This is a genomic window from Mycobacterium sp. (assembly GCF_035697385.1).
GTDB lineage: Bacteria > Actinomycetota > Actinomycetes > Mycobacteriales > Mycobacteriaceae > Mycobacterium.
Genome location: NZ_DASSCY010000220.1, coordinates 1 through 12,094, shown reverse-complemented (window position 1 = coordinate 12,094; position 12,094 = coordinate 1). Strand labels below are relative to the sequence as shown.

Sequence of the window (12,094 nt, the reverse complement as noted above, 5' to 3'; positions counted from 1 at the left end):
GATCCGGCGAAACGACTCTGCGAGGACGGCCGGATATAGCGCGGTGGGGTTCTCACGCTCCAGGCGCTGCTCGTTGTCCGCGTAGGCAACCAGCAGTTCCTCGGCGGTGAGATCGAGACCAGCCTCGCGCGCCCACGGCACCAGAACCGACGAAAGTCCGGCCTCCCAGTCGATGAGTGTTCCGTAACAGTCGAAGCTCAACGCGTCGTACTCAGCAAGGTTCACCCTCGCAATCCTTCCCAGGAACGTCGACTACATCAACGGTGGTGTCCGCGGCGGTGCCGCCCTGCGCTCGCCTGTCGCCTCGAACGCCGCGGCGATGCCCAGCAATGCGACGTCGTCGTAGGCGCGCCCGGCAAACGTCAACCCCACCGGCATACCGATGTCGGCCATCGTGCCCATCGGTACCGTCACGGTGGGAATACCGAGGTGGCGTACAACAAGATTGCCGTTGGCCACCCAAACGCCGTTGCGCCAGCCAAGGTCCGCTGATGACTCGTTCACATCCATGTCGGCAGGGGCGACGTCTGCGACCGCTGGGAAGACGACCGCGTCAAGTCCGAGGTCGTCGATCCACTCCTCGAGGTCCACACGCCGCGTCTGCTCGAGCCCGCGCAAACCTTCCTCCAAGTGCGCGATGTCGAGGAATGAATCAACGGGGTGATCGCGGACGTGGCGGGGATAGGTTGCGATGTCGTCGTCAAAGCCGGCGTAGCGGTCCGGCAGCGCTCCTTCGGGGCGAGGGAAGATGCGACTGCCATCCACGTTGGCCAGCCGGTTCAACTTCGGATCGCCGTTGGCATCGAGAAAGTCGTCCCACGCCCACGCCGAAAGATCCAGAAGCTCTCGCCGCAGGAACTCCCGGCTGACCAGCCCCCGCGTGAAAATCGTTGGCGCGCCGGGTCGGTCACCTTCGTAGTTGCTCACGACCGGAAAGTCGACATCCACCACCTGCGCTCCGGCTGCCTCGAGGTCGCGGCGGGCCTCCGCGAACAAGTCGAGTACCGACAGCCGGGTCTCGATCCGTTGACCGGTCGGCCCGCCGATGCCCGTCGTCCGTACTGGCTCGGCGGTGCCAGCGTCCGGATCGGCGTTGATGTACATGCGTGGCACGCCGAACCGCTTGCCGGCGAGTACGCCTCGAGCCTCACCTTCATTGGCCGGCGCCAGGGCCGGATACGCCGCGGGGTGCACGTCACTCACACGCGGCAGATTGATCCACGGCTGTGCCCGCCAGAAATCTCCACGCACATCGGGGTCGTCGGCGACGATCACGTCGAGAACCGCGAACAGGTCGGCCATCGTCCTGGTGTGTGGCACAACGACATCCATCGTCGGTACCAGCGGCCAACCACCCCGCGTCGAGATGACGCCGCGCGACGGCGTGTAGGCACACAGGGCGTTATTCGAGGCCGGAGCCCGACCCGATGACCATGTCTCCTCCCCCAGCCCGAAGGCGCAGAACGACGCCGCGGTTGCCGTACCTGACCCGTTAGACGAGCCAGAGCCGAACGCCGCGGTGAGATAGGCGGCGTTGTAAGGGCTTTCGGCGCGGCCGTAGAGGCCTCGCTGCATGCCTCCGTTCGCCATGGGCGGTATATTGGTGAGCCCGATGAGGACGGCGCCGGCACCGCGCAGGCGCTCAATCACAAACGCGTCGCGTTGGGCGACAAGCTCGGCGAACGCGGGACTACCGGCCGCAACAGTGAGGCCGCGCGCGCAGTAGCTGTCCTTCGCGGTGTAGGGAATGCCGTCCAGCGGCCCGCGCGTCTGACCGCTGGCCCTGCGCGCATCGGATGCCGCGGCATCCGCGCGGGCCTGCGGGTTCATCACCACGACGGAGTTCAACTGGATCCCGGTGTGGTCATACGCGGCAATGCGCTCATGATCGGGATGGCACTTGGGATGGGCTGGGCAATGACGGCGTGCGGCGACATCGGCAATGTCATCCGCCGGCTTGTCGTCCCGCGACTGCATCTCGTTCCAGGATTGCGCGACAAGCTCGTCGAAAGTAGGACACCGGCGCTGTGCCGATCGGCGTTGGTCATGAAGGCGCGCGCGCCCTGGCAGCTGGCGGGGACGCTGTGCCCCAACCCTGTGTTAGCCGACGGCAAGCGCCTCGACACCGTCCTGGGCAACGGCTTCGCCATGGTCACCACAGCGCGGCCGTACGCCTTCCAACGCGCCGTTCTCGAGGAGCATGGCGCCGTAATCCACATCGCCGAACCCGGCAGCGAGCTGGCACGCTGGCTGCATCACGGCCGCGCGACGGCCGCCATCATCCGTCCCGACCGCACCGTCATATGCGCCGGCCGAAACCTCAGCGCGTTGTGCGCGACCGTGCCGCAATTCAGTCACGAGTCAAAACGTTAGGAGACTCCGGTGTCATCTTCCTGTACCGGCTGCGCAGGCTCGCGGCGCGATGACGCCGGTTAGTGCTCTCTGTGTGGCTGTCGTTGCCGCCTGCGCCGCCGCGGCGCTCCACCGTCGACTACAAGAAGAACCAGAGATTGGGCCCGGTAAGACAAGCGGATTGCGACAATTGACGCGTCGCTGTTCTGTGCGATGCAGTCCGGGTCCCCTCCGGTCGTCGATAAGCGAGGTGGGGCGTTTGAGGCGGCTCAACGGCATGGACGCCATGCTGCTGTACAGCGAGACGGCAAATGTGCACACGCACACACTGAAGATCGCGATCGTCGATGCGTCCGCCGACGACGTCGTGTTTGACTTCGACGCGTTCCGGCGAACCTTTCTACGCCGACTTCACCTGCTGGAGCCGCTGCGTTACAAGCTGGTTGACATCCCGTGGCATCTGCATCACCCGATGTGGCTGCAGAACTGCGAAGTCGATCTCAACTACCACCTGCGCAGAGTGACAGTACCGAGTCCTGGCGGGCGCCGAGAACTGGACGATGTCGTCGCAGAAATCGCATCCATCCCGCTGGATCGCAGCCGACCGCTGTGGGAGTTTCACTTCGCAGAGGGCATGGCCGGATCGCGATTTGCACTGATCGGCAAGATCCACCATGCCCTGGCCGACGGTGTCGCGTCGGCGAATCTATTGGCGAGAGCAATCGACTTGCAGGGATCTGAGCAGGACGAGCGGGACATCGACATTGGGTGCGTCCCGCCATCCACGACGGAGCTGCTTCGCGAGGCCGGACGCGATCACGTCCAACAGATCGCCGAACTGCCGGCCGTCATCAATGCAACGGTGTCAGGCATTCGCAGGGTGCGGCGCCATGCGCGAAAGCGAGACGAGCCACCGCCGGATCTCGCTCGGCCGTTGCACGCGCCAGCGACGTTTATGAACCACATGGTGTCGCCGGCACGGACGTTCGCAAGCGCAACACTGTCCCTCGAGCAGGTGAAGCAGACGGGTAGACATCTGCGGGCCACGGTCAACGACGTGGTCATGGCGACGGCCGCAGGGGCCTTGCGCCAATTGCTGTTGCGCTACGACAAGTCTGCGGATCATCCTCTCGTCGCCTCGGTGTTGGCAAGCACGGACAAGTCGCCAAGCCGGATCACCGGCAACGAGCTCAGCGGTATGCCGGTATCTCTGCCTGTGCACATCGATGACCCCCTTGAACGCGTGCGGCTGACCACGATAAGTAGCGAGATCGCCAAGGAGAACTACGAGCTACTCGGCCCGGAGCTGTACGGCCGATGGATGGCCTACCTCCCGTCGCCGCTGGCTCCGTTCGCGTTCCGCTGGTTGGCCAGACGCGACCCGCGCAACAGGCTTTTCAACGTCCCCATCTCGAATGCGGCCGGCCCTCGTGAGCGCGGCCAGTTCGGCGGCGCACCTGTCAGCGAGATCTATTCCGTCGGCCCGCTAGCTCCCGGCTGTGGGATGAACATCACGGTGTGGAGCTATGTCGATCAGCTCAACATCTCGGTCATCTCCGACGACGAGACACTTGACGACACACATGAGGCGACGGACGCGATGATGCGTGCTTTCGCCGAGATACGCAGCGCTGCAGGACTTTCCGAAACGCTCATACGGGTCGACACCGCAATGCCGCCTGCCACTGCACGGCACTAGAACCAAATAATTGTTCTGCTGTACCCTTGAGCTTGCGTTTGGCTGCCGGACGGGCCGGGCGCGAGCTTTCCTGCGCTGTCTGCAGGCTGATCCGCCGAAGGAGTGTTCGCAATGCAGGACGCCGAGCCCCGCGATGACCACCCTGGCTGGGACCCCGAGTTCACCCGCCAGATGGTCAACGCCGCCCGACCAATCGGCAAGCGCTGGTTTCGGTGGGATGTGCGGGGCCTGGAGTCGTTCCCGCCCGCCGGCGGCGTTCTGACGGTGTCCAACCACTCCGGCGGCATCCTCACCACGGACACATTGATCTTCGCCACCGCGTTCTACGACCGATTCGGCTACGACCGGCCCGTGCTGACCCTCGGCCACAGTGCGCTGTTCACCGGCCCTATGGCCGACTGGATGGCTCGCATCGGCCTGATCCGCGCGGACCCCGCGGTCGCGGCGGATTCACTGCGGTCGGGCGGGGTCGTGCTCGTATTTCCAGGAGGAATCTACGACGCCTATCGCCCGACACTGAGCGAGAACGTCATCGACTTCAAGGGGCGTACCGGTTACGTGCGAACGGCGTTGGCCGCCAACACACCGATCGTGCCCGTGGTGTCGATCGGTGGCCAACAGAGCCAGCTGTTCCTGACCCGGGGTACCTGGCTAGCGAAACGATTGGGGCTCAGCCGCTTCCGCTCGGACATCCTGCCGATCACCGTTGGCTTTCCGTTCGGGTTGAGCGCGATCGTGCCGGTGAACCTCCCACTGCCCACGAAGATCGTCACACAGGTGCTGCCGCCAATCGACATCGTCACGGAGTTCGGCGAGGACCCCGACACCGCGGAGGTCGACGCCCATGTCCGTTCGGTGATGCAGACCGCGCTGGACGACCTGGCACGTCAGCGTCGCCTACCTGTGCTGGGGTAACCGCCACCTAGCCTTGTTCCAGGTCGGTGAAGGTCTGGCGGGCGATGCGGAAGCTGTCGACGGCGGCGGGGACGCCTGCGTAGATGGCCACTTGCATGAAGACCTCGCGGATCTCGTCGCGTGTGACGCCGTTGGTCAATGCGCCCACGATGTGAGTGCGCAGTTCATGCGGACGGTTGAGGACGGAGATCATCGCCAGGTTGAGCAGGCTTCGGGTCTTGAGAGTCAACCCGTCACGACCCCACACCGCTCCCCAGCAGTACTCGGTCACCAGATCCTGAAACGGTTTGTTGAACTCGTCCGCGTCCGCGCTAGCCGCGTTGACGTATTCCTCGCCGAGGACGGCGGAGCGGACCTCGCGCCCCTTGTCAAATGTGGGTTTATCCAATGGTTTTCCTGTTCCTAGCGCCTACGTCCACGGCTTGTCACCCGCTCCGGCAGGAGCTCACAACACCGCTCCCTGTTGCTTGTACTGCTCGATTCTCTCCCACTCGATCCCGGCTGCCAGCATGATCTCTTCGGTGTGCTGGCCGTGTTCGGGGGCGCCCGTTGGCTGGACGTGTTGCCCGTCGAACTGAACGGGGTTGGCCGGCAGTATGTACGGCGCACCGTTCATTGCGTTCACCGTCGGGATGTAGCCGTTGGCCACGACGGCGGGATCGTCGCGCAACTCGCTGGTCTTCTGCAGGACACTCCATGCCCCGGACAGCGGCTCGAGGATTACACGCCACTCATCGGCTGAGCGCGCAGCGAATTCGTCGTCGAGGATTGCGATGAGCTCGCCGCGGTTCTCGTAGCGCGAGTGACCGTCGGCAAAGCGCTTGTCCTCTAACAGATCTGCACGGCCGATGAGCGTCACGAACTCAGGATAGAATTTGTCGCCCTGCAACATCATCAACGTGATGTAGCGGTCGTCCTTGGTCTTGTATGTCCCCACAAGAGGGTTGGGCATATCGCGGTGGGTGAATGTCGGTATCGGGTCGCCGCCGTACAACATCGCGGCCGTGACTTGTGGACTCATGGCCCACGCCGCGAGCCCGAGCAGGGAGACGTCGACTATCGATGTCTCCCCGGTGGACTTGCGTCGATACAGTGCGGCCGCGACGCCTCCGGCGATCGTTACGCCGCCCATCAGATCCCCGAAAGCAGGGGTTTGCATGACGGGCTCCGGCAGATCGCGGGTGAGTGCATCGCTGATCCCGCCGCGCGACCAGAACGACACACCGTCGTAGCCGGCCTTGTCGGCGTCGACACCCTTTGGGCCATAACCAGATCCACGCACGTAGATGATTTCGGGGTTGACAGCGCGAATGTCGTCGACGTCGATGCCGAATCTCGCGCGTCTGCTCGGCAGGTAACTGGTCAGAAAAACGTCGCAGGACTTCGCGAGCTCGTATACGACCTCGCGTCCGCCGTCGGTCGTCAGGTCGATGCCGATCGACTTCTTGCCGCGGTTGGGCATCTCGATCATGTAGTTGACGCCATCAGGACCGCCGGGCAGCAGTCCCATCGTGACCAGGCCCCGCTGCGGGTCGCCTCCCTCGCGAGGCTCGATCTTGATCACTTCCGCACCCCATTCGGCCAGCACCGCACCGGCCGCGGGCACGAACGTCCATACCGCCGCCTCCAAAACGCGGATGCCTGCTAGCGGTTTGTCGGGTGTCATTGTTTTTCTCCCTTCGGTTCTCAGCGCGAACTCACGAGCATCGAGCCGGCGACCGGACCTCCGCCGACTCCGACGGCCACCACCTCGGGCGTGGTGGGCGCTTGACGGGCACCGCCTTCCTCCCACAGTTGGACGCAGGCCTCGTGCAGGAAACCCATCCCGTGCAGTCGACCCCCGGACAGCTGGCCGCCACTGGTGTTCAGCGGCAGCGGACCGTCCAACGCGATGCGGTCGCCGCCGTCGATGAAGGTTCCGGCGGTACCGTGTTCACAGAAGCCCATGGCTTCCAGCCACATAACGGTCAAGAAGCTGAACCCGTCGTAAAGCTGCGCCATGTCGACGTCGGCGGGTGTGAGCGAGGTGTTGTCCCACAGCGTCGCGGCCGAATCGTGGGCCGCCATGGTGGTGAGGTCGCTTCGCTGGTCCCACGTCGCCCGCTCGAACATCCCAGGTCCAACCGACTCCACCGTGAGCGGGTGCTTGGGCAAGCCCTTGGCGGCGTCTCGGTTCGAAACGACGACGGCGGTTGCGCCGTCGCAGGGCACATCGCAGTCGTACAGGCACAGGGGCTCGGAAACCATCCGCGCCTCCATATAGTCGTCGATGGTCATCGGATCGCGGTACACCGCATCGGGATTCAGCCCGGCGTTGGCACGGGCGGTGAGTGCGATCGAAGCCAGCTGGCGTCGCGTCATCCCGAACTCACACATATAGCGCATTGCCGGCATCGCCAACCAGTTGGCGGCCGACACCGCACCGTAGGGAGCCACCCAGGCGAGCTGGGGCGGCAGCCTGCCGCCGTTGCCCAGCACCGTCGAGGCCCTCCCCCCACCGGCCTGCTGCGCCGCCGTCGACTCCCACACCGATCGGAACACCACCACGTGGTTCGCCAATCCGAGCGTGACCGCCATGCATGCTTCGATCACCGGGCCGATCTGGCCGGCCGTTTCTATCCCCGACATGTACCAGCGGCTGCGTAAACCCAGCGCGTTGCGGACTTCGGTGATGTCTGCACCAGAAAACCCCGGCAACGCAGCACCGGCGGCGCCGGGATAGCTTGCGATGCCGTCGATGTCGTCGAGGGACAGGCCGGCGTGCGCCACGGCATGAATCACCGCTTCCAGCGTCAGGTCCATGCCGGTGCGACCGAGGCGACGACCCACCCGCGACTTGCCCGCGCCGGTGATCACCGCCTTGCTGTCGAACGGGCCGCCGGTCACGTCGCCGCCTGCGCGGCCACCGGACGGAACAGCGGCACCCAGACCGCGACATCGTCACCGCCGGGCGTGGTCCACCGTTCGAAGAACACCTGCACCGCCATTCCGATCTGTACCTGCTCAACTGGAACACCGACGACGTTGGTGATCAGTCGAACATCGCGCTCCTCAGCGAGTTCGACCATGGCCACGACGTACGGCGGATCGAAGCCGGGAATCCACGGTTGCCGGTTGACCGTGTAGGCGGCGACCGTCGCCCGGCCGGAAACCGCCTCCGGCGCGACATCGGTAGCACGACACCGCCAGCACACCGGAGCGGGCGGGTGAAAGAACCGCCCGCACGCCCGGCATCGCATGATGAGCAGATCCCCGCGTTCGCCTCCGGTCCAGAACGGTAGTGATTCGGCCGTCGGAGCTGCTACCAGCCGGAAATCCGGCCGTTGGTATGTGTCAGTCACCGGCTACGCAGACACCGGGTGGCCGACCTTGAAAAGCTGCATCATGTTGCCTCCCATGATTTTCTCTATGTCGGCTTGTGGCAACCCCTCAAGGTCGTCGACGAAGTTGAGCGGGTCGCGCATCCCCTCGGCGTGCGGCCAGTCCGAGCCGAACACCACGCGGTCCGCCCCGACGAGATCGACGTACTCGGTGAAGTTGTCCTCCCAGAATGGGCTGATGTAGACGCACCGCTTGAACGCCTCGACCGGATCCTCGGCGAACTCGGTCGGCATCTTCTTGTAGATGTCCTCGAGGCTGTGGAGCAGATGCGGTACCCAATCCGCACCGTTCTCGATAGACAACACGCGCAGGTCGGGATTGCGTGAAAGCGCACCGTGACAGATCAGGGCGAGCATCGAGTGCTCGATCGGCAACTTGCCCATCGCGGTCAGCAGGAACGGTGTCGGTTTGAACGGCGTGAATTCCTTGGAGGGTTCCCAGATCCGCAGGAGGTCGGCGTACCCGCTATCCGATCCGTGCATTGAGACGGGAATATCGGCCGCGACGCACGCCTGCCAGAAGGGGTCGAACTCTTCGAAGCCGAACGACCGCGAGCCCTTGAGCCCCGGGACGGGAGCGGGACGCACCAGGACCGTGCGCGCACCGCGATCGAGCACCCACTGCAGCTCCTCGAGCGCACGGTCGACGATCGGCAGCGTGATGATCGGGACACCGAAGATGCGGCCCTCGTAGTCGAACGTCCAAGTCTCGTAGATCCATTGGTTGAGGGCGTGAATGACATCGTGAGTGAGTTCGACGTCGTCCTTCATTCGTTCCTCGACGAGGCTGGCCAGAGTCGGAAACATCAGGGCATAGTCGAGACCCATCTCGTCCATGACTTCGAGCCGGGGTCCCGGCTCACGGAACGCGGGGATGGCCTTCATCGGCTCGCCGAGCACCTCGCGGTAGCTCTTGCGTTCGGGGTTGCCATGCCGGAAGTAGTCCTCCTGCGCACCGGGCTGCGCGACCACGTCGAACGTCGGATTGGGAATGTAATCGGTGATCTGCCCGCGCACGACGATCTTGGTGCGGCCACGCACGTCGACGTAGTCGATGGCGTACTTGGCGTGGTCAGGCAGGAACTTGGTTAGTGCGTCCTTCGTCTCGTAGAGGTGGTTGTCTGCGTCGAAAACGGGAAAGGACAACTGGCGGGACGGCATAGTGAACTCCTGTCGTGGAGATGGGGCAGTATTCAGTTAGGTTGCTGTTCAGTGGTTTTGGCCTCAACACCAGCCTCAACCTTCGATCAATCCGAACTTGCGATATGCCTCGCGGATCTCCTGCCGGGCCCGGTCGGGAAGGTTGACCTGCGGTGGACGCGACTCCGGATAGGAGCCAACGGGAAGCCCAAGCACCGACGCCGCGTACTTGTAGGCGCCGCCCCAATGCGTGAAGTAGTCGGGCCGGCCGGGGTAGCAGGTGAACCAACCGCGCATGTCGAGCTCGAACTGGTCCAGTCCCGATGCCTGCGCGTAGTCCATCGCCTCGACCAGCTTGTCGTTCCAGACAAGGTCCCAATACTCGGAGAAGGCCCGCTTCTGCGGCGTCTCGAACAGATAGGCGGCGGTGCCCAGCTGGGCCGGTCCGACGATGCCGGCTTTCAGCCAGCCGGCCCGGTATACCGTCGAATCACATTCCCAGATAACGAGGTTCGGCGCCAACTCGTGTAGGAGCCGACTTTGGTGCGGCCGGAACGAGCCCTCCTTGGTCGCACACACAGCGGGAATCTCCTCGACGATGCGGGCGGCCTCCTGGGCGGACAACACATAGCCGGAGCTGGGAGAGTTGAACATCCCGAGCGCGATATCGGTGCGGTCGGCGACGTAGCGGAAGTAGTTCAGCGCACCCTCGCCGCCGTGCAGCTCCATCATCGGCGTCTGGATGTATGCGACGTCGGCCCCGGTGTCCTGCGCGTGCCGGGTGAGCTCGAGGCAGTCTTTCGCGGACAGGGCAGCTGTGCATGACTGGATGACGACGTCAGGGTTGATCGCCCGGGCTTCCTCGACGGCGATCTCGAGCAGCTTCTTGCGCTCGTCGAGCGTCAACGACCAGAACTCCGCGAGACCGCTGGTGACCCACAGCATTGGATGCCCGAGAGTGCCGACGCAGTAGTTCACCAGCGTTCGGTATGCGTCCCAATCGACGTCGTCACCGTCGGAGCCGCTGAACGGGGTATACAGCGAATTGCCGATTCCGCGCAGTGCAACGGCGGCCCACTGACGCGCGTTTTTCGCAGTTGCCATCGTTCACTCCGTGGATTCAGTCGAGGACATCGAAAATCGCCGCGGCCGACGTGACGGCCTTGTCGCCGTTGCCCTCGTCGTGCAGCAGCATGCGCACGCCGACCCTTGAAGCTCCGCCCGTGTGCGCGGTGCCTTCGACCCGGAAGGGGCCTATCTTGCCCCGTGACATGAACATGACGTGCCAGCTCACGACTTGGAGCTTCCTGGTTCCTGCCGCCGCGGCCGCTAGATCGATCGCGGCGGTCTCCAGCACGACATGCTGCGGCCCGATGTGCAGCGCCGCGTCCGGAGACGCGAGTTCGAGACTGAGAGCCGGTAGCACCCAACGGCCATCGGGACGCTTCGAGGCACCGAACGCCTCCCATAGCGGCGGCAGATCCGGGGAATCCTCGATCACCAACTCAGTGCCCGAGACATCCATCTTGCCAAGGCCTTCGGGTGGCGTTCCGATGACCGCACCCTGCCCTTCGTTGAAGGCGATCACCCTATCCGGGTTGTCGGCGTCGACGATCTTGCAGCGGCCGTAGCCCATCATCCGACCCTGGTGCACGTTGCCGGAATCCACGATCTCGATTCTCTTCACATCGAAACCCGGATCAACGATCTGCACCGACGCGATGACGGGATTCGGCACCGCGACCATGTCGGTCTGGCACCCTTCCGGCGAGGAGATTGCCAACGGCGCCACCATGATTCCGCCAGCATCGTTGCGCATGTCGCGACGAATCGTGACGGTGTCGTCACTCTCGCCGATGTTCATCGACGAATGATTTCGACCGATATAGCGGTAGCTCAGCAGCCCGGTCCAGCGACGGAACAGCTCGTCGCGGTACGCCTCGGCGTCGCCGGTGAACTCACGAATGTCCCGCAGTTGTCCTGCCATATGCGTCTCTCCCTCTTTGTGGTGACGGACGAATCAGACCGACCGGCTCCGCCGTACTTCTTTGAAAGGTATGCCCCGGTCGGCGGCGTGCTCACGTGGCAAGTTCAGGACACGCTCGCTGATCACGTTTCGTGCCATTTCTGTTGTGCCACCGCCGATGTTGGCGGTCTGCCTCCCGAGATATCGAATCCCGATGTCGAGAAGGTCTGCGCCGTCGTCGACGACCGACGCGGTGCTGGCGATCGCGAGCGCAGTGTCGGTCTCGAGGTTGTGCGACTCGGCCAGGAAGGCGCGGGCGATCGAACCTGCCGGGGGCGGTAGCGTCCCGTCGACCACCGAGTGGAAAACGTGCTCGCTGAGTTGCTGGTTGACGACGCGGTGGGCGAGCGCGCGGCCCGCCATCTGCCTTGCACGTACGCTGCCGGCCTGGCCCGTCCTCTCGAGCAGTCGCACGAAGTCGACCAAGAGATCTTGCGAGGCTTCAATTCCCGCCCCCACGGTGAACTCCGAGCCATCACCCATGGTGCGCCGCTCGTGATAGAGCTGCCGCGAAGCGACCTCCCACCCCTTGCCTGGTTCACCGATTACAGCGTCGTCGCTCAACTCGACGTCGTCGAAGAA

General features: G+C 64.3%; 11 protein-coding genes and 2 pseudogenes. 3 read left to right on the top strand and 10 right to left on the bottom strand.

Annotated elements, in window-relative coordinates; translation table 11 throughout:
• Both VFH65_RS18655 and VFH65_RS18650 read right to left on the bottom strand, forming a co-directional pair.
• A pseudogene (locus tag VFH65_RS18655) lies at window positions 1-225 on the bottom strand (haloacid dehalogenase); the annotation flags it as partial.
• 27 nt (window positions 226-252) lie between these two features.
• Window positions 253-1,884 (bottom strand): annotated as a pseudogene (locus tag VFH65_RS18650) (amidase); the annotation flags it as partial.
• Between VFH65_RS18650 and VFH65_RS18645 the strand changes: the two are divergent.
• The 3 genes from VFH65_RS18645 (at window position 1,885) to VFH65_RS18635 (ending at window position 4,966) form a co-directional block, all read left to right on the top strand.
• Complete coding sequence (locus VFH65_RS18645; RefSeq protein ID WP_353323444.1) at window positions 1,885-2,373, top strand: hypothetical protein; 489 nt, start codon at window positions 1,885-1,887, stop codon at window positions 2,371-2,373.
• A gap of 238 nt (window positions 2,374-2,611) precedes the next feature.
• On the top strand, window positions 2,612-4,051 hold the full coding sequence (locus VFH65_RS18640) for a WS/DGAT/MGAT family O-acyltransferase (RefSeq protein ID WP_353323443.1): 1,440 nt from the start codon (window positions 2,612-2,614) through the stop codon (window positions 4,049-4,051).
• A 111-nt stretch (window positions 4,052-4,162) separates the two neighbouring features.
• Window positions 4,163-4,966 carry a lysophospholipid acyltransferase family protein gene (locus tag VFH65_RS18635; RefSeq protein ID WP_353323442.1) on the top strand — a complete coding sequence of 268 codons (804 nt, stop codon included), beginning with the start codon at window positions 4,163-4,165 and terminating at the stop codon, window positions 4,964-4,966.
• 7 nt (window positions 4,967-4,973) lie between these two features.
• On the opposite strand, the gene VFH65_RS18630 is transcribed toward VFH65_RS18635, so the two are convergent.
• The 8 genes from VFH65_RS18630 to VFH65_RS18595 form a co-directional block, all read right to left on the bottom strand.
• On the bottom strand, window positions 4,974-5,354 hold the full coding sequence (locus VFH65_RS18630) for a carboxymuconolactone decarboxylase family protein (protein ID WP_353323440.1): 381 nt from the start codon (window positions 5,352-5,354) through the stop codon (window positions 4,974-4,976).
• Window positions 5,355-5,411: 57 nt separating this feature from the next.
• Window positions 5,412-6,632, bottom strand: coding sequence for a CaiB/BaiF CoA transferase family protein (locus tag VFH65_RS18625; protein ID WP_353323438.1), 1,221 nt, complete (start codon window positions 6,630-6,632; stop codon window positions 5,412-5,414).
• A 20-nt stretch (window positions 6,633-6,652) separates the two neighbouring features.
• Window positions 6,653-7,852 (bottom strand): thiolase family protein, encoded by a 1,200-nt coding sequence (locus VFH65_RS18620; protein ID WP_353323437.1) that lies wholly within the window; start codon window positions 7,850-7,852, stop codon window positions 6,653-6,655.
• The gene (locus VFH65_RS18615; RefSeq protein ID WP_353323436.1) at window positions 7,849-8,307 is read right to left on the bottom strand and encodes a Zn-ribbon domain-containing OB-fold protein; all 459 of its coding nucleotides are present in this window, start codon (window positions 8,305-8,307) and stop codon (window positions 7,849-7,851) included. The genes VFH65_RS18620 and VFH65_RS18615 overlap by 4 nt, the downstream gene beginning before the upstream one ends.
• Window positions 8,308-8,310: 3 nt before the next feature.
• Window positions 8,311-9,507, bottom strand: a complete 1,197-nt coding sequence (locus VFH65_RS18610; protein WP_353323435.1) for an amidohydrolase family protein — start codon at window positions 9,505-9,507, stop codon at window positions 8,311-8,313.
• Between the two features lie 75 nt (window positions 9,508-9,582).
• Window positions 9,583-10,590, bottom strand: a complete 1,008-nt coding sequence (locus VFH65_RS18605; protein ID WP_353323434.1) for a dihydrodipicolinate synthase family protein — start codon at window positions 10,588-10,590, stop codon at window positions 9,583-9,585.
• 16 nt (window positions 10,591-10,606) lie between these two features.
• Window positions 10,607-11,473, bottom strand: coding sequence for a hypothetical protein (locus tag VFH65_RS18600; RefSeq protein WP_353323432.1), 867 nt, complete (start codon window positions 11,471-11,473; stop codon window positions 10,607-10,609).
• A gap of 33 nt (window positions 11,474-11,506) precedes the next feature.
• On the bottom strand, window positions 11,507-12,094 hold a 588-nt coding region (locus VFH65_RS18595), incomplete at its 5' end, for an acyl-CoA dehydrogenase family protein (RefSeq protein ID WP_353323430.1).